Genomic DNA, 22,791 nt, shown 5'->3' with positions numbered 1-22,791 from the left:
CCGACTTCGACATGTCGAATTCCATGGATTCATTCGGAAGCCTCTCCTTCCTCCAGCCGTCTGACTAGGGAATGAACGATGGAAAAGCAAAAAACATCTGCGTCGGTTAATTCTTCAGCTGTCGCTCCACCATCCGCATGGTCTTCTGCAACGACACCTACCATCGCGTCCCTATTCAGCGAAGCCCTCACTGCCATCCTGCGTGTGCGTTATGGCAAACAGACCGTTGGCGATGCGCAAGTCTTTCGTGACCACATGCGTAGGCTCCTGCAAAGTGCCATGCAGGAAGCACGCAGCCTCGGGTACTCAAGCCCACACATCCAAATGTCAGTCCTTGCGACCGTAGGCTTTCTTGACGAAAGTGTCCTGAATCTTGCCAATGCCGCGCCTGCGGATTGGGCACGTCGGCCGATGCAGGAAGAGCTCTTCGGCGGACACATCGCCGGTGAGACGTTCTTCCAAAACTTCTCTACATTGCTGCGTGAAGAAAACAGCGCGGAGGTAGCCGATGTGTTGGAGCTTCACTGCCATTGCCTGATGCTGGGCTACAAAGGGCGTTATGCCTTCGGCAATACAGGAGAATTAGCGCAGTTGCTTCGTGCCGCGCAGGAAAAGATAGCGCGGATTCGTGGAGGCTCAGGAACGCTGCTGCCGAATCCAGCCACACTGCCGTCGCCCACTTTGACTGGACGCGACCGTTGGAGCCGCCGCCTGATGATCACTGCTGTTGTGCTCGCGGCGGTGGTACTGGTCTTCTTCATATCGTTCGCTCTTCTACTCAGAACCGGAGCTACCCGAATCGCACAAGACGAAATAAAAGATCATGCACCTCAGAACGTGACCCAATGCAGTCCGGCCGCAAGCGTTCGGGTCGAGTGGCGAGGATAGCGAAAATGGGAAGCAAAACTGAGAGCATGAACGCACTCAACGCCTTGATGCACGAAGCCGAAAGTAAGCTTGCTGCTGCGGGCCGAAAGGGCGGAACCCTCCACACACTGCCCGTCCTCTATCTGCTGGGTGATGCGAACTCTGCAAAGACGACGAGCGTCCTGCGCACAGGTTGGAACGCTGAGTTACTCGCTGGTGAGACAGTACGCGACGGAGAGGTCTGCCCCACCGCCACGCTGAACCTATGGTATGCCGACGGCGTGATCCTCGCGGAACCAGGTGCAGCATTGAAGAATGACTCTGCGCAATTGCGACGCCTCTTCGCGAAGACTCGGCCTGGCTCCTTTCGAACGTCTTTTCGCGGCCAGGCGCCTCTGCGCGCGGCCGTGGTCTGCGTAAGCTCGGAACGATTGCTCGGTACGAATGCGAACGCGGAACTTACGACGCTGGCCACACAGACCGGTGAACAGTTGCGCGAGCTCGCAAAATTTATTGGTGTCACGATTCCCGTCTACGTGCTCTTCACCAAGGCGGATCGCGTTCCCTGCTTCGCCTCCTGGGTGCGCAACTTCTCGACGGACGAAGCAAGCCTGCTCCTAGGCGCGACGCCTCGAGACTTCACCATACTTGCAGGAAGCACCTGGGCTGAGACAGCCTCCGCATCTGTCCTGCAAAGCTATGATGGTCTACTATCGGACATTCAGGGAACGCGGCTACCTGTACTGGCGCGTGAGACCGATGGTCCCCTTGCAGCGGAAAGTTATGAGTTCCCGCGCGAGATGCGCAAGCTGCGCAGCTCTCTCGCCGCATTTCTGGTAGAACTCGTTCGACCAAGCCAACTTCATACCAGTCCACTCCTGCGCGGTTTTTACTTCACCGGTGTTCGTGCGCACGTAGTGGAGCAGGTGGTCTCGGAGGCCGCCGCGCCCCCTAAAGCCATGGCACAGCGGGATGCTGGCGCCACGCAGATATTCTCTGCACTCAGCCCTGCAGGACATGGCACGCTAACGCAGACGACCACTCCACGCACCATCTCCCAAAAGACAGCTCAGTGGACCTTTCTGCCGCGCTTCTTCCCGCAAGCTGTCCTTCGCGATGCGGCGGCACTCGCAGGCAGCGGAACGACAAGACAAGCATCCCTGCTCCAACGCATCGTCTATGGAACGACAGCCGCTCTGCTTCTTCTGTTCCTCGTGGCTCTCATCGTCTCTTATGCGAACAATCGCTCAATAGAACAGCAAATACTCGCCGCAGACCGTCAACTTGCTCACAGCGAGTCTGTAAGCGAACCGGCCGCTCTCGCGACGATGCCTCAACTTGAACAGCTCGATGCTCTCCGAAGACAGTTGGCACAGCTTGAGCAATGGAAGCGCGACGGCGCCCCTTGGAGCTACCGCTGGGGGCTATACCATGGCAATGTACTGCTTGCGCCCGCCCGCCGCCTGTACTTCGAGCACTTTCGTGCGCTGTTGCTCACTCGAACACAAAACAACCTCATCAAGGAACTTGGCGCCCTACCTGCAACTCCACTACCAAATGCAGACTACAACAGCACCTACGAAGCTCTGCGGGCATACCTGATTACAACCTCTTTCCCTCAGTACAGCACCGCCTCATTTCTCTCTCCTGTGCTCGTAAAACATTGGCAGAGTGACGCAGCCCTGACCTCTCCCGACCAACGCATCCTTGCTGACCACCAATTCGCCTTCTACGCGGAAGAGCTCACCTTGGCCAATCCCTACTCCATTCAACCTGCAAATGCAGCCGTAAGTCAGGCGCGTAACTACCTCGCCGGCTTCGGCGGGTTCGAGCGTATTTACCAAAGCATATTGACCGCAGCTAGCAGGCAAGCTCCATCGATCGACTTCAACACCCAGTTCCCTCATTCAGCGGAGACGGTATTGGAACCGCACATCGTATTAGGAGCATTTACCCCAACTGGCTACACCTTCATGCAAAATGCGCTCGCGCACCCCGAAGCATACTTCCGCGGAGAAGCCTGGGTGCTCGGCGACAAAACACCAACCACCATCGATGCGGCTTCACTGAAGCAGCAACTCGCCACTCGATACCTAACGGACTACCTGACGACATGGCGAGCGTTTTTGAGCCAGGCACGCGTCGTTCGCGGACGCAGTTTGGCGGACGCAGCGACAAAACTCGGAATCGTCTCCGGAACGAACTCTCCACTACTGGCGCTCATCCATACAAGCTCCTACAACACCGCCGTCCAAGATAAGGCGATCGCCGACGCCTTTCAGGCCCCGCAGACGCTTGTCCCCCCGGCAAATAAAGATCAATACATCACTCCTGGAAATAAGAGCTACGTAGACTCACTCCTTACACTGCGCGGCAGCATTCAACAAATATCGGCAAACCCCTCCGGCGCGATCGATCCTGTCGCTGCGGCGCCCGTCTCTGCTGCCGCCTCGAGCGCACACCTCGCGGCGCAACAAACGGCACAGGCCTTTCATATCGATGCACAGGCCCACACCGACTCCGTGACGCTTGCTCTCATGGAGGCCCCGATAACATCCGTGGAGGCGCTCCTCCACGGACTCGGACCCGCAGCCGCCAACGCAGGAAGCAAAAGCTTCTGCGCCACATTCAACGGTGTGTTCGCTAAATTTCCATTCAACTCCACCAGCTCTGTTCAGGCCACTCCCGCCGAAGTCACAGCGCTTCTCCAACCGAACTCAGGACAGCTATGGCAGTTCTACAGTGCAAACCTGAAATCGTTGATGGTACAACAAGGGACCCATTACAGCGCGGTGCCCAACGCGACGATGCAAGTGAACCCGGCCTTCCTCCGCTTCTTCAACCGCGCCGCGGATATCTCGTCCGCGTTCTTCCCTTCAGGGGCAACGGCGCCATCCCTCACCTTCACCCTCCACAACCTACCCAGCAACGGCGTCCAAAAATCAATGCTGAAGGTGGATGCCCAGGCTCTTTTATTGAAAGACCCTCCCAAGCAGTTCACCTGGCAGGCCGCAACAGCAGCGAACGCAGGCCTTACTGCAAACGATCTGCCACTCACATTCTCCGGTCCGTGGGCAGTGTTTGAGATGCTCGACAAGGGAAAAGTGGAACGGAGTCCCGCACCCAACGTCTACGACCTAAGCTTTGCATTGGAACTCGCCAACACACCCGTTCGCGCTCCAGACGGCACACCTATCGTCGTAGACTACGAGCTCTCCGGACCGGGCGCCGCAGTGCTTGCTCCAGGTGCTATGAATGGCTTGCGCTGTGTGGACACAGTCGCCCGCTAAGCATTCATTGAGAGCGCCTGCCTTCTACCCTTCCCACAAAAGAAGAAGGCAGGTAACGTTGTCGGCCCCTCCACGAGATCGCGCAAGCTCAATCAAAGCAGCACACGCAGCCTCTGGCGTCACAGGCGGTTTAGCAATCGCCGCAATCTCCTCGTCGCGCACATAGCGCGTTAGCCCGTCGCTCGTGAGCAGAACCCTGTCGCCCACCTCGAGCTGTGCCGCAAAAAGATCGGCTTCCACAACAGCTTCAATACCGATCGCACGCGTAATCGTCGACTGCAAGAGCGAGTTAGCCGCATCTTCGGCCCGCAAAGTACCCGCTCGCACCTGCTCTGCGACAAAGGAATGATCGAGAGTAATCTGTGTCGATGCACTCTCCCTCAACAAGTAAGCGCGGCTATCGCCGATGTTCGCGATCACTGCCGCCGATCCTTCCACCGCAATTGCTACGAGCGTTGCACCCATTCCAGCCAGGGAACTCTCGCGCCGGGCGCGCTCATACACCGCAGTATTGGCGCTGATAATCGCATGGTAAAGAGCATCGGAAATGCCCAGCGGGCTGATCGTTGAGTTACGCAGCAGACGATAGGCAACAATGAGCTGTTCAACCGCCAGTTGACTTGCGACCTCACCACCTGCACAACCACCCATCCCGTCGGACACCGCAAAAATACCAAGTGACAGATCGTATGCGAATCTGTCTTCGTTGTTCTTCCTGTAGCAGCCTATATCTGTCTGAGCTGCCATCTTGATTCGCTCGCCCATCCGCCGGCTCTCTCCGTGGCCCTCAAACCCCACTTCAACGATCAACATGTTTGTGGTCTAAGCCGCGCTGATCGACGATAGCTTTCGCGCGAATGGACCTATACTCGGTTCACAAAATCAACATTCAACTCTAAGACAATGGCTAAAGTCATGCTCTATGCATGAATCTCGCGATTGATCTGTAGTTACTCTAAATCCACTGAGAAGTCCGCACAAGTCGCGCAATATGAGCGAAATCTAAATCTTCGCCTCCGTGAGTAGGAACTAGCATGGAGCCGTTCTAACACTAAACAAAACTACCGAGAGAATATTCATCCGCTCAATCGTCCTTCAATCGAAATCGCGCTAAGAATTCTCCTCAGCGCCATAACATCCTCTGCTTCTATATGATAAGTTGCGATTATCCGAAGACATTAAATCGTCTCTGAAATGCAATCGATTCTTCGCCGTCATCGAGAAAGTTAGGTTCTGGCTTATATGAATGCATTGCTTCTCTCCGAGTACAACAAGCTTGAAATGATGGACCTTCCCATTCCTTCGCCCGGGCCGGACGAGCTTCTTATCCGTGTCGCGGCCTGCGGCATCTGTGGCAGTGATGTTCACGGCTACGACGGTTCTACAGGAAGACGAATTCCTCCCATCGTAATGGGCCATGAGGCAGCAGGCACGGTCGAAGCGGTAGGCTCTGAGGTAAGTGCCTATAAAGTAGGCGACCGGGTCACCTTCGACTCCACAATCTACTGCGGCCGCTGCAGCTACTGCGTCAAGGGCGATGTAAACCTATGCGATCAAAGACAAGTCATGGGTGTCTCGTGCGCAGAGTATCGTCGTGCAGGCGCCTTCGCTGAATTCCTCACGGTTCCGGCTCGCATCGCCTATCGGCTACCCGATACCTTTTCGTTCGCAGAAGCGGCGATGCTCGAAGCCGTAGCAGTAGCGCTACACGGCGTCGCCGTATCCGAGATGGCCGGCGGAGAGACAGTCCTAGTCATCGGAGCTGGCATGATCGGTCTGCTGCTCTTACAGGCCGCGCGAGCCGCTGGCAGCTCTTCCGTCATTGTGGCCGATGTAGACATCACGCGGTTGAAGCTTGCCAAGGATCTTGGTGCAGATCAAACCATCCAGTCCTCCAGTTCCTTAGTTGAGGAAGTCTTACGCCTGACGAATAACCGTGGAGTGGACATTGTTCTTGAAGCCGTAGGCCGCGACGAAACAATCTCGGCAGGCGTGGACTGCGTCCGCAAAGGGGGAACCGTAACCCTCGTCGGGAATATCTCGCCACAAGTAAATCTGCCTCTGCAGAAAGTGGTCTCTCGTCAGATCACGCTGCAAGGTTCCTGCGCCTCCGCAGGCGAATACCCACAAGCCATTGAGCTAATCTCGAACGGCAAGATAAAGGTTGCTCCGTTGATTACAGCCGTTGCCCCTTTGACGGACGGGCCAGCCTGGTTCGAACGGCTGCACTCACGCGAACCAAATTTGATGAAGGTCGTCCTGGATCCCCGCAACAAAGAAGCTGAACTCAACGTAGGCAATCCGCGATGACATCCCCTCTCTTCGATCTAACTGGACAAGTCGCACTCATTACAGGCGCGAGCAGGGGCTTAGGCCAATATCTAGGACGTGCTCTTGCCGGAGCAGGGGCCGATCTTATCGTTACCAGCCGTCACGCCAACGACCTGCTTCCATTCGTCGTCGAAATCGAGGCGATGGGCCGTCGTGCTATTCCACTCCAACTGGATGTACGGAATCAGCAGAGCATCGAAGCCATGTCCATCGCAGCGGAAAAGGCAGTCGGACAAATCCACATCCTGGTCAATAATGCTGGATGTAATGTAAGAAAACCTGCCTTCGACGTCACCTGGGATGATTGGAACCTAATCCTCGACACCAACCTCCGCGGCAGCTTCTTCGTCGCCCAACAGATCGCCAAGCGCATGGCGCCCAATGGATACGGGCGGATCGTCAACATCGGATCGGTCACAAGCGTCTTTGGCTACGCCGGACTGGCGCCTTACGGAGCAAGTCGCGGAGGAATCCGGCAACTCACCATGAGCCTCGCCGACGATTGGGGCAAGTACGGCATCACCGTGAACTGCCTGGCTCCAGGATGGTTCGAGACCGCCCAGAATAAGGTCTTATATGAGAACAAGGAATGGGTCGATTACTTGGTCGATCGCATCCCCTTGAAACGTCCCGGCGAGCCGCACGATCTCGATGGAGCTGTAGTCTTTCTGGCATCTGAAGCAAGCCGCTACATCACCGGCCAAACCCTCCTGGTAGATGGCGGCATCTCCACAGGTTCGATGCGCGCCACGGTACAACCTCCCCGCCGATAGGCTTTCTATACATCGGTTCTGTCTCGATCTATATAGATCGAGACAGAACCGCTGCTAACCAACCGGAGACGGCACCGGCTCAATCTTTCCTAATAGGAAAATATAACTAGCTATCCCGATCAAAAGATAAATCGCCGAGATAACAAAAGCGACAGTATAAGAGTGAGTTGCGGCCACGACATATCCAGTAACGATCGGAGCCGCAATACCCGAGAGTTGGTTGGAGAAATTTACGATGCCGCCAACCGTACCGACGCTCTCGCGTGGAGCGATCATCGATGGGATCGACCATCCCACTGGCGCCGCAGCCGAAAGTCCTCCGATCGAGACGCTGATCCAGATCAAAGCCCGCGTAGCAGTATGCGCATTCGCCGCGCCAAGAATACCCAACCCACACGCCGTGCCGCCAATAAGGATCGCCTTCCGCACGCGACTGGCATCCCATCCTCGGCGAATAAGACTGTCAGCAAGCCAGCCGCCGATCAGATCCGTCACGGTAGCGAACAGCCATGGCACCCCCGTATAGAGAAACGAGTGCAGCAGATCGATGTGCAGAGCAAAGGAGAGATAACTCGGCAACCATGTCAGTAGAAGATAGAAGACATAGTTATAGGAGCCAAAGCCGAGCGCCAAACCCACCACCTTACGCTGACGAATAAGGTAGCCAAGCGATACAGGCCGAGACTGTTCATTCTGCACAACAGGAGACTCGAGTTCACCGCCGATATAAGCTCTCTCTTCCTCGGTCAACTCCGGATCATCCTCTGGATCGCGATACACCTTCGAGAAGAGGAAAAAGTAGAGCAGGCTAATAACACCCGTCGCGGCGAAACTCCATCTCCAGCCAACCTTCAGCAGCAGAATGCCGATAAGAGGCACACCAATCGCGGAAGCAAACTTCGCCGCCGCATCGAAGATAGATGTCGCCAGCCCTCTCTCACTCTGCGGAAACCACTTCCCTATGGCTTTAGCGTTCGCCGGAAAGGTAGGCGCCTCACCCACGCCCAACAGGAACCGCGCAGCGAAAAGTCCGCCAATTCCGGGCGAGACAGCGGCCGCAAATGATGCCACACTCCACAGAAAAGTGCTGATGCGTCCGACACGCCTCACACCAAACCGGTCGAGAAGCACCCCAATCGGCAACTGACACATCGCATAGGTCCAGTTGTAGGCCCCGGAGAGATAGCCAAAGGTAATGTTTGAAACTCCGAAAGCGGCATACAGAGCGTTATGCGACACCGAAAGATTCACACGATCGAAGTAATTCACCAGGACCCCTAACCCAAGGAGCCATGTAATCCGCCATCGACGTGCGGGAGTCTGTCGCCTGATTAAGAAGAATGCTCCTCGCAGTGGATCGCTCCGATCTTGGTCTCGCGACCATGTTCCTATTCAACAATGAAATTAAGCGTGTTTGGTCGTGGCCCGTAAGGGTATCATCTGGGGTAGACCGCTCGAAACGGTATTAATTTGCAGGTATAAAAGGACCTGAGACGATGCTCTGATCCATCGTTCGATCAGAGCCGAACACCACCCGGACAAACACAGCACAATCTCCCTGGAAGACCGAATAGAAACGGCCGACTACAAATTACTTTCATGGGGCTAAAGACCACGACGAACGAAGTCTCATTTCCTGTAACGTAACGTACAGTACGAGTATGATCATCTCCTAGGTGGCCCTCACGTCCATAGCCACAAACCCCAACTACGAGACGCCTGCCATGAAACTTACTCCCACCTCGAACGTCGCAGCCTGCTCCGCTCTGCTCGCCGCCTTCAGCCTTCTTCCCACCCCGCTTCCCGCCCAGCAAACCATTACCGGCCAAGCCGCCTTCGCTGGCTATGGCCAGCAAAAGCCCGGCGTACGCCGCAAGATCACCGTCGCCGACCTGCCCGAGCCCAACCCCAGCGAGTCTGTCGATAACGGCCCAACCCTCGTCGTCCGGCCCAAGGGCGCGTTACCCATCGCACCAGCGGGCTTCAAGGTCCAGCTCTACGCCGGTGGAGACGCCGCCACCCCCATGCAGCGCTCCGAAGACAAGGAGCAGATCCACGCCCCCACCTCCGGAACCTTCGTCATGCCTCGCATCATCCGCACCGCACCCAACGGCGATCTCTTCGTCGCCGACTCCCAGGCCGGCTCCCTCCTCGTCCTGCGCGGCGTAACACCAGCGGGAAAACCGGTCTCCATAAGCACCTACGCCAACGGCCTCGACCACCCCTTCGGCATCGCCTTCTATCCTGCAGGCCCAAACCCGCAATGGATCTATATAGGCACCGCCACAACTGTCGTGCGCTTCCCCTATAAGTCCGGCGATCTCAAGGCATCCAGCAACACCCCCGAGACCATCGTGCCCGACCTGCCTGGCTACGCGCAGCTTCGTGGCGGTGGACACTGGACCCGCGACGTCGTCTTCACCGCTGACAGCAAGTACATGCTCGTCTCCGTCGGCAGCGGCTCCAACGCGGACGACCCCGATACCCACCCAGGCGAGTTCCACCGCGCCGACATCCTCGAGTACACACCCCAGGGCAAGTTCGTGAAGGTCTACGCCTACGGCATCCGCAACTGCGTCGGCGAAGCGATCAATCCCATCACCAGCCAGCTATGGTGCTCCACCAACGAGCGCGACGCCCTCGGAAACAACCTTGTGCCCGACTACGTGACATCCATCAAGGAAGACGGCTTCTACGGTTGGCCCTGGTACTACATGGGTGGACATCAGGACCCGCGCCTCAAGGGAACACACCCCGAGCTCAAGTCCAAAGTCATCACTCCCGACGTGCTCGTTCAACCCCACATGGCTTCCCTTGGAATGACCTTCTACCCTACCGCCAAGGTAAACTTCCCAGCCCAGTACGACGGCGACGGATTCGCCGCCGAGCACGGGTCGTGGAATCGCGCCAACCCCGGCGGCTATGAGGTCATCCGCATCCCCATGCACAACGGCAAGGCCACAGGAGAGTACGAAGATTTCCTCACCGGCTTCATCACTCCCGATGGAAAGATCTGGGGTCGCCCGGTAGGCGTCGCCGTCGGCAAAGACGGCGCGCTCTACGTCACGGACGATGGCTCTCGCAGCGTCTGGCGCGTAAGTTACACCGGAAAGTAACTCACAAGAGAAATGGCGTCACGACAACAGTCGTGGCGCCATTTCTGCCTAGGAAATCCCAGCCACCTCCTAACTAGGAGTCGGCGCATTTTGCTCGATAAGATTCTGACTCTTAAGCTCCGCCCAGAACTCCGTCGGAATCTTAGTCTGCATAGAAGTGTAGTCAGCCAGAATCTGTTGCTCATTGCTCACTCCAACCACCAGCGCAGCAGCAACATCCGGAGCCGCAGAAAACTGAAGCGCCGCCGTCCGCAGATCGACGCCATGGTTACCCGCAACCTCACGAAGCTTCTTACGCTTCTCAAGAAACGCAGGCGGAATCTTATACGACTCTTTTCCATAGTTGTATCGTGGACTGCCCGAAATAAACCCTGCATTCAGCGACGATCCAACGACAAACGAAACGTTCTTCGCTCTCGCAGCAGGAAACACCTGATTGAGCGCATTCTTATGATCGATCAGCGAATACTGAGAAGCCAAAAGACACACATCCGGATCGGCAACCTCGAGCAACCGCAGAATCGGCTCTGGCGTATTCACCCCAAGCCCCCATCCCTTGATGAGACCCTCCTCCCGCATCCTGGTCAGTTCCGGAAACGCACCCTTCCGTGCGATCTCGAACTGCTCCTGCCAATCGGTCGGCAGATACTTGTTATCGGAAGAAATATCGTGCACGAAGACCATATCGAGGCTGTCGATGCCAAGCCTCTGCAAGCTATCTTCAATCGAACGCCTTACACCAGCCGCCGTGTAATCGTAGACCACATCGTTCGGCGACGGAGAGAACGGATAATACTCTCGATTCTTAGCCGTCTTGGAAGCCTTGAGCAACTTCCCCACCTTCGAGGAAAGAATGAACTCACTTCTCTCTTTGTTATGGAGAAAGCCGCCGTACCTCCTCTCCGCCAGCCCGAGTCCATACCAAGGAGCGACATCGTAGTACCGAACGCCCGCACTCCACGCGGCCTCGAGAATGTTATAAGCATCCTTGTCCGTGACCACCCCAAACTCATTCCCGACTGCAACGCCTCCCATGCCAAACTTGAAAGGTGGCTTATAGTGCCTCTTATTTTCATTGCTCATAGTCTTCTCCACATTGCTGGTTCCATCCGTGTCTACACTCGCGGAGGCCGAGGCCATCTTAGGCATAAGCGCCATGAACGATCCTTTAACCGCCAAACTCAAAAAATCTCTCCTGCTGTTCATACGCACTCTCCAGCACTCTCGACATTCCACACCTCAACCGAGATCCTTCACATCTGATGCAACATTCCAACCTGCGGTAACGTAACGTACAGTACAGTCGCACTCGAAAAATGCTTGCTCTAGCACCTAGACGAAGCTTCTCGCGATAAACTTTCGTAATCCGGTAAAACAATGGTCCCCATCAAAAAGCGATCTGAAGTACGAAACTCCAAACTGAGCAAGGTAGCCGCTGATCTCTTCCTGAAACACGGATATGAAGGCGTCAGCATCGATAGAATCGTCGACCTCGCAGGCGGCTCTAAAAGCACCGTCTACACCGAGTTTGGTGGCAAGTGCGGCCTCTTCATCAGCAGCATCGAAAAACTCTGTGTTGAGATGAACGAACCTCTACGGGCGATCGACTACACCGGACTAGGCCTCGAAGCCAGCCTGAAGAAGCTCGCCTTTAGCATCCTGAAGCTGACCACCGCGAAGCGCTCAGTTGAACTTCATCGCCTCGCGATCAGCGAAGCAGCCAACTGCCCCGAGGTAGGCGAGGCCTGGTACACCCACGGCCCAGCGCGAACGGCCTCCTTCATACAAGCCCTGTTGGAAGATCCCCGGCAAGAACTGCCCGCCAGCCCAATCCCCATCGAACGCACCGCAGTCATCCTCCACGACGCACTCACCGGCGACGTCCTCTACCGCCTCCTCTCCGGAGTCGCAAAGCGCGAAAGCGAGGCTGAACTCCACCAGCGAGCCTCCACCATCGTCGATCTGGTGCTTAGAAACATACGGGACACCCCCACCAACGGAAAAAAGAAACGCCCTTCAGTCACAAAACGCCCAACCAAGTCTTAAAACCGCCACAGACACCCACAACAGACGGCATTGCACTCCGCACACCTTTGCCAGTAGGCTGTTGATGGCGAGCAGTCAACTTCTACAGCAGGGAAACTGCTCGGCTATAGATCTCCAGAAGCAGTTTCACAGCGAAGAAGTCGCAGCACCGAAGCGGGAGTGGCGAAATGGCAGACGCACTTGGTTTAGGTCCAAGCGGAGCAATCCATGGGGGTTCGAGTCCCTTCTCCCGCACCAACTCTTCAGTCGGAATTGTGCTGACGGACGAAGCAGATAGAAGCTTCCTCCCAGCCCGTAGCCCCATCACCAACGTTTGAGCTGCAGGCGGGGCAAGCGATGGGGCCTCTCATCCATCCCGTCGCATCAACCCTCCATCCCATCGGAAAGTGAAGTTGAATCACATGAGCCAGTCCCCCAAGCCCGAAGCCAGTCCGGCTCAGCCCGAAGTCAAGCTCACCCCCACCGCCGACTATCGCGACGGCTATGCCAACAGCGTCCAGGTCCGCATGAGCGTCTGGGACTTCTTCCTCGTCTTCGGAACCATGAGCCAGAGCACACCCGAAGAGGTCCAGCTCAATAACTTCCAGGGCATCTATCTCAGCCCCCAGCAGGCCAAGGCCCTCTGGAACGTCCTCGGCCACAACCTCGCCCAGTACGAACAGACCTTCGGCAACCTCGCCCTCGAGCCTCAGCTTCCTCCTCCCGCCGGCCCCGTCCACTAGAGGCGCGGCACTCCATTCAAGCGACGGACAGCGCATCGTCCGTCGCGCCAGCAAAGCCCCATACCAATCTCCTCTGCTCCAAGCCTCGCCTTCCCCTAAAATCAACACAACGTCGACCTACTGAACGTCGAGACGCCACGAGCCACCGCCTTCATGCCCGATTCAGCGCCGACTGCAACCCGTCTCCACGCTCGCAACGCCCCCCAGGACATCCCCATCTGGATGCTCTTTCCGCTCTTCTTTGTAGTCGTCTTCCTCTCCCACCTCACCCTCCTCCGCCTGCCCTACTTCTGGGACGAGGGCGGCTACTACATCCCCGCCGCCTGGGACCTCTTCCGAACCGGAACCCTCATCCCCCAGTCCACCGTTACCAACGCCCACCCTCCTCTGCCCTCCATCCTCCTCGCCGGATGGTGGCACCTCTCAGGCTTCTCCATCATCGGCACCCGAGTCCTCGTCTGCATGGTCAGCGCCGCGGCCCTCCTCGCTGTCTTCCGCCTGGCCCGCAACCTTAGCGGATCAGCAGTAGCCATCATCGCCACCCTCCTCACCGCCCTCTACCCCGTCTGGTTCGCCCAAAGCACCCTCGCCCACGCCGACATCTTCGCCGCCGCCTTCACCCTCTGGGCCCTCTCTTCCTACCTCACCCCCCAGCACCCCGAAGAAGATCCCAAAGCTCTCAAAGCCCCCATCTCCGCTACGTTTCCTACCCAACTCTGGACCGCCACCCTCTTCTCTCTCGCCGTCCTCTCCAAAGAGACCGCCATCGTCACTCCCCTCGCCTTGGCCACATGGGAGGTGTTCCAACTCGTCCGCACCCGCAAGCAGAAAGCCCAACGCATCACCCACCTCACCTGGGCCGTCACGCTCCTCATCCCCATCCTTCCCCTCGTAGCCTGGTACGCCTTCCACTACTCCCGCACCGGCTTCATCTTCGGCAACCCCGAATTCCTCCGCTACAACGCCACCGCCAACCTCGGCCCCTACCGAATCCTCCTCTGCCTCTGGCATCGTCTCCTCCACCTCACCACCCACATGAACCTCTTCGTCGCGTCCCTCTGCACCATCGCGGCCCTGCTGGTTCCTGTATCCAAATTGAAATACCCCGCACTTCCCCGCCCTGCCTTGCAAGCCATCGCTGTGGTCCTCCTAAGCAACTGGGTCGCCTTCTCCATCCTTGGCGGAGCGCTCCTCACCCGCTATCTCCTTCCCCTCTATCCCCTCATCCTCCTCTTCTGCGTCGCCACCTGGCGCCGCCACGTTCGCCGCTGGATCGCCCTCGCCGCCCTCACCGCCGTCGCCTTCCTCGCCGGAATCTGGATCAATCCCCCCTACGCCTTCGCCCCCGAGGACAACCTCACCTACCGCGACATGATCGTCCTCCACCAGCAGGCCATCAACGTCCTCAATCAACGCTTCCCCCAGGCCACCGTCCTCACCGCCTGGCCCGCGACCTCCGAGCTCTCCCGCCCTGAGATCGGCTATACCAGACGCCCCTTCAAAGTCACCTCCATCCAAAACTTCTCCATCGAGCAGATGCAGCTCGCCGCCGCCGAACCCGGCAACTACGACACCGCCCTCATCTTCTCCACCAAGTGGGAGCCCGCCCAATCCCTCAACCTCGGCAAACAGAACGAGCCCTCCGACGCCAAATACTTCGACTTCCACCACGACCTCCGCCCCGCCGAGGCCGCCGCTCTCCTGCACGGTGAGGTCGTCTGGCAGGCCCATCGTCACGGCGAGTGGGCTGCCGTCCTCCACTTTCCCCGCATCGTCAACGCCCGCCTCAACCCCTCGCACTAACCCTCTATACTCAATCTGTGCCGAGGACCTCTCAACCCCGCCCTATCCTGCAAGCATTCCTGCTCGCCCTCATCACCTTCACTGTTCTTCACCCGAGCCAGAGCCGAGCCCAGACCCCATCCCAAAGCCCCCAGGCAGTCCCCACCTCCGGCCGCCTCATCCTCGTCCTTCCCTTTGAGAACAAGTCCGGTCAGTCCGCCCTCTCCTGGATCGGCGACTCCTTCCCCGACACCCTCAACCAGCGCCTCAACTCCGCCGGCTTCCTCACCATCACCCGCGACGATCTCCAGTTCGCCCTCGACCACCTCGGCCTACCCGTAGACTTCAAACCCTCCCGCGCCACCACCATCCGCATCGCCCAGACCCTCGACGCCGACTACGTCATCGTAGGCAGCTTCAACGTCACCTCCTCCGCCAACAATCAGACCCGCATCTCCGTCCAGTCCCAGCTCCTCGAGGTCAATCGCCTCACCCTCTCCAATCCCCTAACAGACTCCAGCGAACTCTCTCGGCTCCTCGACATCGAGAACGCCGTCGCCTGGAAGATCGCCCGCCAGATCGACCCCCACTTCAACGTCGCCCTCCAGACCTTCCTCGCCGCCTCCACCGGCGTCAAGCTCAGCTCCTTTGAGAACTACATCCGCGGCATCGACGCCTCCGCCCCGCAGGAGCGCATCAAGCGCCTCCAGCTCGCCGTCCAGGAGACCCCCAACTACTCCGCCGCTATCCTCGCCCTCGGCAAAGCTCAGTACATCCAGCGCGACTACGAGCACGCCGCCATCACCCTCGCCAAGGTCCCCCCCACCGATCGTCTCGCCCTCGAAGCCAGCTTCTACCGCGGCCTAGCCCGCTTCAACGCCGCCAAGTACGCAGAGGCCGAGACCGCCTTCGCCTTCGTCGCCGCTCGCCTCCCGCTCCCGGAGGTCGTCAACAACCAGGCCGTCGCCGCCAGCCGCCAGGGCCACGACGCCGTCGCCCTCTTCCAGCGCGCCTCCACCGCCGACCCCAACGACGCCGACTACCACTACAACCTCTCCGTCTCCCTCCTCCGCCGCGGAGACTTCGCCGGAGCCCAACGCGAGATCGACCTCGCCCTCAAACTCCATCCCAACGACACCGAAGCCGCCAGCCTCCGCACCCGCATCTCCGCCGGCAGATCGTCCCCCAGCCCCCCCGCCGGCGCCACTCCCGCCACCAACACCTTCGAGCCCCTGGAGCGCATCCGCCGCACCTTCTCCGAAGCTCCCTTCCGTCAGGCAGCCTTCCAGCTCGACCAGCTCCGCTCCGCCCGCATCGCCACCCTGCCCGCAGCCGAGCAAGCCAACCATTACGTCCAGTCCGGCCAGGAATACCTCGCCCAGGGCCTCCTCCCCGAAGCCGAGCAGCAGTTCCAGACCGCCATCACCGCCGACGGCCACAACTCCGCCGCCCACGCCGGCCTCGCCCGCATCCGCGAGCTCAGCGCCAGCGCCGACGAAGCCCGCACCGAGGCCCAGACCTCCATCCGCCTCAAGCCCAACGCCGACGCCTACCTCGTCCTAGCCCGCCTCGACCTCAAGGAAGAAAAACTCCCCGCCGCAGCCTCCGACGTCTCCAACGCCCTCCACATCGAGCCGAAAAACAGCGCCGCCCTCGGCATGAAGCAAGCCCTCCAATCCCGCGGCCAATCCCTCCCATAACCTGCTATCCTCCCCCCTCATGAGCCGCTCTCTCGTCCCAACCACAACCGCTCAGGTGCCCCGTCCTTCACAGCACCCTCGCATAGCGTGGGACGACCAACATCCCAGCCACCTTCGCCCACTCGTCCCAGCCCCAACAACCCGGGTGCCCCATCCTTCACAGTCCCATCGTGAAGGATGGGATCGTAAACGCTTCGGCCACAAAGCAAGCACCGCCATCCTTAGCACCCTAGTAGTCCTCCTTCTCTGCGCCTTACCCCTCAAAGCCCAAACCCCGCTAGTCCTCCGCCTTACCCTCCACGACACCATCCAACCCATCACCGCCGCCTACCTCCAACGCGGCTTCGACGAAGCCGCCCGCCGCCACGCCGCTCTCGTCATCGTCTCCCTCGGAACCCCCGGAGGACTCCTCGACTCCACCCGCACCATCGTCCAGTCCATCGAGACCTCCGCCGTCCCCGTAGCCATCTACATCTCCCCTTCAGGCAGCCGCGCCGGCTCCGCAGGCTTCTTCCTCCTCGAAGCCGCAGACATCGCCGCCATGGCGCCCGGCACCAACGCCGGAGCCGCCCACCCCGTCCTCGAAGGCGGCTCCAAAGACAACCAGATGGATCCGATCCTCAAGCAGAAGATCGAGAACGACACCGCCGCCTTCCTCCGTTCCTACGTCACCCGCCGCAACCGCAACGCCGAAGCCGCCGAAGACGCCGTCCGCAACTCCAAGTCCTACAGCGACACCGAAGCCCTCTCCCTCCACCTCATCGACACCATCGCCCCCGACGAAGCCGCCCTCATCCGCTCCCTCGACGGCAAGGAAATCCACCGCTTCAACGGCAACACCTCTACCCTCCACCTCACCAACGCCACCGTTGAAATCTTCGCCCCCTCCCTCCGCGAAAAGCTCCTCACCCGCCTCGCCAATCCCAACTTCGCCGTCCTGCTCCTCGTCCTCGGCGGCCTCCTCATCTACCTCGAGTTCAACGTCCCCGGCACCATCGTTCCCGGAGCCCTCGGAACCCTCTCCGTCCTCCTCGCCCTCTTCGGACTCAACCTCTTGCCCGTCCGCCACACAGCCGTCCTGCTCCTCGTCGCCGCCCTGCTCCTCCTCATCCTGGAGCTCAAGTTCACCAGCCACGGCATCCTCGCCGCCGTCGGCATCGCCTCCCTCATCTTCGGCCTCGCCACCCTGGTCGACGCCCCCATCCCCGAGCTCCGCGTCCACCTCGCCATCGCCGTAGCCGCCGGCCTCGGCTTCGGCGTCATCTCCTTCGGACTTGCCTGGCTCGCCCTCCGCGCCCGCCGCAGCAAAGTCCTCCTCGGCCCCGAAGCCATGATCGGCCGCCTCGCCATCGCCCGCACTCCCCTCAACCCCACCGGACAAGTCGAAGTCCGCGGCGAGCTCTGGCAGGCCCACCTCCAGGGCTCAACCCACCTCCCCGCCGGCTCCCCCGTCCTCGTCACCGCCATCCACGACCTCACCCTCCTCGTGGAACCAAAACCCTGACCAAAAACCCGTCCCGCCCCGCCGCAGAGTAGACTGGAAACACTAAGTTTTCGCGTAAGGGAGTTCCGACGGAATGTTGAATGTGTCTCGCCCGTGGTCTGTAAGCAGCCTCTTTCTCTGTGTCATCACCTGCCTCGCCGCCCCAGCCGCTCGCGCCCAGGCAGCCCCCGAGACAACCTTGCAGCGCCACCTCTCCCGCCTCGACCTCGGGGTCACCGCCATCGGCCAGATCACCGGCGACGTCTCCGGCACCAACTACCTCAACCAGCCCCTCACCGAAAAGGCCAGCACCACGGTCGGCGTCCTCGTCAGCCTGCGTTACATCAAGTCGCCGCTCGTCGGCCTGGAAGCCAACTACTCCCAGGCCCGCTACACCGAAAACTTCTCCCAATACATCTTCGGCGGCGCACAGACCAAAGCCTCTGAGTACTCCCTCGGCTGGGTCTTCCACGCCCCCACCTTCTTCGGAGTCCAGCCCTTCGCCGCCGTCGGTGCTGGCTCTCTCGCCTTCCGCCCAACGGCTGGTGGCGGACAAGGCCTACCCACCCAGGCCCGCGCCGCCTACTACTACAACGTCGGCGTCGACAAATCCGTCTTCACCCATATCGGACTGCGTGCCTCCCTCCGCCAGGTCTTCTTCAAGGCCCCCGACTTCGGCCAGAACTACCTGACCATCAATCAGCGCACCAACACCCTCGAACCCACCATAGGCTTCTACCTCAAGTACTAACTGCACCCAGAAGCACCATCCCCCACAAAATAAAATCTCCATCCCTTCGCTCACCCAGCGAAAGGGATGGAGATCCACGCCCACAACCCTCGACCATCAATACCACTTCCCAAAACAGGAATCCCCAACCACACCACCACGCTGCCGACCTCCCGGCCCGTCTCAACTACCGCTCCACCTCCGTAACTCTCGTCCCCCGCACAGTTCGCCCTCCCCAAACAAATGCGTCTCGGAATCCTTGCGAGATGAGGAAGAGAAAACGCCTCTCCAATCCCGCGTCACGCCATCTTCCAACGCAAAAAATCGACGCGACTCCTCCATCGATCTCGTTGACAAACCAAAACCTCAAGGATACTTTTGTCCTCCTCTGAGGACATCTTCAGCACCCGGCCTGTAATACCCCGTGATAGTTAGCTTCGCTCAAGCCCACGACCACTTGCGCGAAAGAAATCGAGGACACATGGCCTACTGCACAAAATGCGGAAACCCCATAGCCGAGGGCGTGCACGCCTTCTGCGGTTCATGCGGCAATCCAACCTTGGACTCCTCCTCTCCCGCCCAGGATCTACCGCCCCACCAACAAACAACCAGCCAACAGGCAGCCAGCCAACCGGGAATCGGCACGCCCGAGCCAGCGCTCTCGAAGAAAGCCCGAGCAAAAAAATGGGTGAACGGATACTCCGTAACCGGCGCGGCGGTCGCAGCCGCCGCAATCATCCCCGGAGCCACCTCCCTTGCTCTCCTCACACTGGAGACCACTATGGTTCTGCACATCGGCCGAATCTACCGGGGAGAACAATTCAGCAAAGAGGACGCCATAGCCGTCGTCGGCGCGGCAGGCTTCATGGGAACCGTAGGTCTGGGAGCAAAGGTCGCCATGGAAGGGCTCACCTTCTTCCCCGTAATCGGATGGGCAATCAAAGGCGGCATCGCCGGATCAGTCATAAAAACCCTGGGCGAGCTCATCATCAAATACTTCGAAAGTATCGAACGCTCCTGACCACACAAACGAACCCAACGACCAGAGTCTCTTTGAGTGACACATCCTACATCCCGGCAGGAATAGCTTTGGATTGTTGGTTTGAAGTCCGATTCATCCAATAAAGCAGCCCGAGGTTGATCGCGGCAAATACAAAGGGTCCATACGCGCGACCGGGGTCGTGGAGACGCAAACCAATAATCCCATCGAACAATTGGACCAGGGTCATCGCTACTGCAAGCGTTGCCATACCGGCCCGCGAACGTCGTGCAATCGCATAGATTGTCGCCAACGGGAGTGCAACACTACGCGAAGCCGCATAAAGGGCATATTCATGTCCGCCCGCCATACGAAGCGACAGCAACGAAAAGCCTGCGCTCACGATCGCACTGAAAAGAGTGAAGCCAGCGCAAATCCAATATGCTCGTCCCAGACCATCGCCTGATTTCATAGGTAAATTGTAGCCCGGCGTCCAAGAAACAATTCATTCTGTTGGCAGGGATAGTTCACGCCCTTGAGCTCTCGTTAGTCCTCAAAAAGCGATGGCGCAAGCTGCCAACTTACCTCCAGTGGAGTTCGATGGATTCAAAGGACCACTACAGGATGCAGGCTCACATGCAGGAGCGGCGCGATTGCCGACTCATCGCGGTGATGCCGCCGAGAGCGGAGTAGCCGCCGTAGCAGTGCCCTGCTTGGACGGAGGAACAGCCCGGAGACTAAAGCTCGCAATAGCAGCAGGGCTGGAGTCCGGACGTACCTGCAAGGTGCCGAGAACCTCGATCGCCAGGGGAGTCTGATCGCGAAGCCGGAAGACGAGCACCCCGGGCTGGACCTCTTTGGCAGAGAGCAGGTTGAAGCCGCCAGTCTGCTGCCGCAGCTCGATCTGTGCAGCGGTCGCCGAAGCGAGCGCGACATTGGGCAGAGCGTTGCCAAGCGCGGGATAACTTGCCTGGTTGAAGGCGGCGAGCCAGCCGTAAAGGAGGCGGCCAGCCGGAGTGTCGGGGATAAGCCCCACCTGGTCACCGAAGCGGGGCAGGTGAACAAGGATGGTGGGATGAACGCTGCTGACATGGTCTCGACGGCGGCCGGGCACAGGAGCGTCGGCAGGATCACCCAGCACAATGGTATCGATCTGGGATGGATCGTCTTTATCGTCGGCAGCCGAGTCAACTGCGGATGTAGGGCTGGCCGAACGCGCAGCACCGGAGGTGAGAGATACATGTCCGGCATGACCCAGGGCATAGAGCACCGACGCGAGCACACCGACGGCAGCCACGATAGCCAGCAGAATAGCTCCGGGGCGCACCGGCTCGCGGCCCGTGAGATAGAACCTGGGAGCGGTGAGCGGAGGGACCTCGGTGCGGAGCGGCGGCATGGTTGATTGATCCTTGGACATTCCGAGCGGGCCGGGTCGGAGCAGGGACGGCAGACTGGCCGCCACTCGTAGTGTAGACGGGCTGACAAAGGGCGGTGTGAGCGGATGGCGGGATCGGCAAGAAAAGGAGAGAAGCTCTGCTTTGCTAGGAGTGACTCCGATTCCCGTAACTCATCTCGCGATAAAGTAGTCCGATTGAAGGAGGTGGAATTTCGTTACGAGCGCCTTTTTCTTCAGCCAGTAGAGCGCACGCCTTGAGGACAAACATGCTTCGGCGCATACGCAGTGGATCACCGCGCCTTCAGGACTAACAACGCAATACCCAGGCAAATGATCGACGCCGAGACCACTCTTCGCCCTGTAAAGGCCTCTCCGAGAAACACACGTCCCAGAACGATCGCCCAAAGGACGCTCGTCTCACGCAGTGCGGAAACGATCCCCACATCGACATAGCGTGTAGCCCATAAAACCAAGGTGTAGGCCGTCAGCGAGAAGAGGCCGGCTCCGGTAGCGCGTGGCAAGCCCCGAACGCTGATCAGCCGAACCGGGGCTCGCAGCAACAGCAGCACCACCGGCATCAGGAGATAGCTGGCAAAGACCCACGCAGTGTAGGAGAGCGTGTTCTGGGACCGCTGAACTCCCATGCCGTCAGTCACCGTGTACGCCGCGATGGTTGCTCCAGTAGCTAGAGCCGAGAGTGTGGCGCGCCTGCCAGACCGCGCTCTTCCGGTCGACAAAAAAACGATACCGGCAGAGATCATCGCCACACCACAGACGGCGAAGACATTGGGCCTCTGATGCATCAGGAGGAAAGCTCCCAAGGTGACCAGAAGTGGAGAAATTCCGCGAGCGATAGGATAGGCGCTGCTAAAGTCGCTCAGCCGGTAGTTCTGCAACAACAGCAAGTTGTAAGCAATATGCAGGATGGCGGACAACGCTATGCACACCCAGGCCGACCCAACTGGCAAAGGGACAAAGAAAACACAAATCAACGCCAGCGCACCCATGGAGAGGGACATGTTCGCCATGAACTGCGAGCGGTCGTCGTTGCCCTTGAGCTGTGCGTTCCAGGTAGCGTGAAGGATGGCGGAAAGTAGAACCAGAGCTACGGCGTAACCGTGCATGAAGCGACCTCGGAGATGGGTATAAGGCACACCTGCGGCCTTACAACCACCCCCTCTAGCCTTTTATGCCTCGGGTGCCAGCCGCTTCGCGGCTGCTGTAGCGCTCGGTCCTGACCCGTTCGGTTACGGCGGAACCCTAGCCACCTCAGGTTGATAAATCGATAGTACCGATACCGCGCCAGCTTCGCAAAATCAAGCCCGAAAGAAAGAAAGGAGATAACTTTCTTTCTTCATCTTCCCCAGCAAAAACGCATGTCAAGCCCCCAAACAGCCTAAGCGACTCAAAACAATCAAGATAAAAGTGGCACTGCAGTTATGCCCCAACCTCTAAAATAGAACTAGAAGATAAAAAACGCCCCACCGAATAGGTGGGGCGTCGCCACTTAAACATGAAAAGAAAGGAGCAAAACCGATAACCCGAGCCGATTCTGCATTTTGGCCATAACCCATTG

18 protein-coding genes and 1 tRNA gene are annotated in these 22,791 nt (G+C 58.9%); 13 read left to right on the top strand and 6 right to left on the bottom strand.

Annotated features, from left to right (window positions below):
* The first annotated feature begins 78 nt into the window (after window positions 1-78).
* Window positions 79-888 (top strand): DotU family type IV/VI secretion system protein, encoded by an 810-nt coding sequence (locus HB393_RS17750; protein ID WP_213806539.1) that lies wholly within the window; start codon window positions 79-81, stop codon window positions 886-888.
* A 5-nt stretch (window positions 889-893) separates the two neighbouring features.
* Entirely contained in the window at window positions 894-4,157 is a 3,264-nt protein-coding gene (locus HB393_RS17745) for an ImcF-related family protein (RefSeq protein ID WP_213806538.1), read from the top strand.
* A gap of 24 nt (window positions 4,158-4,181) precedes the next feature.
* Here the strand turns inward: HB393_RS17745 and HB393_RS17740 are convergent, their stop codons facing one another.
* Entirely contained in the window at window positions 4,182-4,922 is a 741-nt protein-coding gene (locus HB393_RS17740) for a protein phosphatase 2C domain-containing protein (RefSeq protein WP_213806537.1), read from the bottom strand.
* Between the two features lie 477 nt (window positions 4,923-5,399).
* Between HB393_RS17740 and HB393_RS17735 the strand changes: the two genes are divergently transcribed.
* Both HB393_RS17735 and HB393_RS17730 read left to right on the top strand, forming a co-directional pair.
* Window positions 5,400-6,467 carry a galactitol-1-phosphate 5-dehydrogenase gene (locus HB393_RS17735; protein WP_213806536.1) on the top strand — a complete coding sequence of 356 codons (1,068 nt, stop codon included), beginning with the start codon at window positions 5,400-5,402 and terminating at the stop codon, window positions 6,465-6,467.
* Entirely contained in the window at window positions 6,464-7,261 is a 798-nt protein-coding gene (locus tag HB393_RS17730; RefSeq protein ID WP_213806535.1) for an SDR family oxidoreductase, read from the top strand. Before HB393_RS17735 ends, HB393_RS17730 begins: the two co-directional genes overlap by 4 nt.
* A 54-nt stretch (window positions 7,262-7,315) precedes the next feature.
* Here the strand turns inward: HB393_RS17730 and HB393_RS17725 are convergent, their stop codons facing one another.
* Complete coding sequence (locus HB393_RS17725; RefSeq protein WP_213806650.1) at window positions 7,316-8,593, bottom strand: MFS transporter; 1,278 nt, start codon at window positions 8,591-8,593, stop codon at window positions 7,316-7,318.
* Between the two features lie 392 nt (window positions 8,594-8,985).
* Here HB393_RS17725 and HB393_RS17720 point away from each other — a divergent pair, with 392 nt between their 5' ends.
* The gene (locus HB393_RS17720; RefSeq protein ID WP_213806534.1) at window positions 8,986-10,377 is read left to right on the top strand and encodes a PQQ-dependent sugar dehydrogenase; all 1,392 of its coding nucleotides are present in this window, start codon (window positions 8,986-8,988) and stop codon (window positions 10,375-10,377) included.
* A gap of 69 nt (window positions 10,378-10,446) precedes the next feature.
* Here HB393_RS17720 and HB393_RS17715 read toward each other — a convergent pair whose 3' ends face one another.
* Window positions 10,447-11,562 carry an aldo/keto reductase gene (locus HB393_RS17715; RefSeq protein ID WP_255551290.1) on the bottom strand — a complete coding sequence of 372 codons (1,116 nt, stop codon included), beginning with the start codon at window positions 11,560-11,562 and terminating at the stop codon, window positions 10,447-10,449.
* A 192-nt stretch (window positions 11,563-11,754) separates the two neighbouring features.
* On the opposite strand from HB393_RS17715, the gene HB393_RS17710 reads away from it, so the two are divergent.
* The 8 genes from HB393_RS17710 to HB393_RS17675 all read left to right on the top strand — a co-directional run bounded on the left by HB393_RS17710 (window position 11,755) and on the right by HB393_RS17675 (window position 19,861).
* Complete coding sequence (locus HB393_RS17710) at window positions 11,755-12,423, top strand: TetR/AcrR family transcriptional regulator (RefSeq protein WP_213806532.1); 669 nt, start codon at window positions 11,755-11,757, stop codon at window positions 12,421-12,423.
* 153 nt (window positions 12,424-12,576) lie between these two features.
* A tRNA-Leu gene (locus HB393_RS17705) sits at window positions 12,577-12,660 on the top strand.
* Between the two features lie 164 nt (window positions 12,661-12,824).
* Entirely contained in the window at window positions 12,825-13,145 is a 321-nt protein-coding gene (locus HB393_RS17700) for a DUF3467 domain-containing protein (protein ID WP_213806531.1), read from the top strand.
* Between the two features lie 153 nt (window positions 13,146-13,298).
* Window positions 13,299-14,948: a glycosyltransferase family 39 protein gene (locus HB393_RS17695; RefSeq protein WP_255551289.1), complete on the top strand. Its 1,650-nt coding sequence runs from the start codon at window positions 13,299-13,301 to the stop codon at window positions 14,946-14,948.
* 17 nt (window positions 14,949-14,965) lie between these two features.
* The gene (locus tag HB393_RS17690; protein WP_213806530.1) at window positions 14,966-16,627 is read left to right on the top strand and encodes a tetratricopeptide repeat protein; all 1,662 of its coding nucleotides are present in this window, start codon (window positions 14,966-14,968) and stop codon (window positions 16,625-16,627) included.
* A 145-nt stretch (window positions 16,628-16,772) separates the two neighbouring features.
* Window positions 16,773-18,131, top strand: a complete 1,359-nt coding sequence (locus HB393_RS25335) for a nodulation protein NfeD (RefSeq protein WP_345945280.1) — start codon at window positions 16,773-16,775, stop codon at window positions 18,129-18,131.
* 73 nt (window positions 18,132-18,204) lie between these two features.
* A complete protein-coding gene (locus HB393_RS17680) occupies window positions 18,205-18,861 on the top strand; it encodes a hypothetical protein (protein WP_213806528.1) in 657 nt (218 codons plus the stop codon).
* Window positions 18,862-19,321: 460 nt separating this feature from the next.
* Window positions 19,322-19,861 (top strand): DUF697 domain-containing protein, encoded by a 540-nt coding sequence (locus HB393_RS17675; protein WP_213806527.1) that lies wholly within the window; start codon window positions 19,322-19,324, stop codon window positions 19,859-19,861.
* A gap of 46 nt (window positions 19,862-19,907) precedes the next feature.
* Here the strand turns inward: HB393_RS17675 and HB393_RS17670 are convergent, their stop codons facing one another.
* The 3 genes from HB393_RS17670 to HB393_RS17660 form a co-directional block, all read right to left on the bottom strand.
* Window positions 19,908-20,291: a hypothetical protein gene (locus HB393_RS17670; protein ID WP_213806526.1), complete on the bottom strand. Its 384-nt coding sequence runs from the start codon at window positions 20,289-20,291 to the stop codon at window positions 19,908-19,910.
* Window positions 20,292-20,480: 189 nt separating this feature from the next.
* Complete coding sequence (locus HB393_RS17665; protein WP_213806525.1) at window positions 20,481-21,215, bottom strand: hypothetical protein; 735 nt, start codon at window positions 21,213-21,215, stop codon at window positions 20,481-20,483.
* A gap of 290 nt (window positions 21,216-21,505) precedes the next feature.
* Window positions 21,506-22,339 carry a DMT family transporter gene (locus tag HB393_RS17660; RefSeq protein ID WP_213806524.1) on the bottom strand — a complete coding sequence of 278 codons (834 nt, stop codon included), beginning with the start codon at window positions 22,337-22,339 and terminating at the stop codon, window positions 21,506-21,508.
* Window positions 22,340-22,791: the final 452 nt, after the last annotated feature.

It is taken from the genome of Granulicella sp. dw_53 (assembly GCF_018449545.1).
Lineage (GTDB): Bacteria > Acidobacteriota > Terriglobia > Terriglobales > Acidobacteriaceae > Edaphobacter.
Note: the sequence above shows the minus strand (reverse complement) of the source record. Positions and strands in the feature narration are given on the sequence as shown.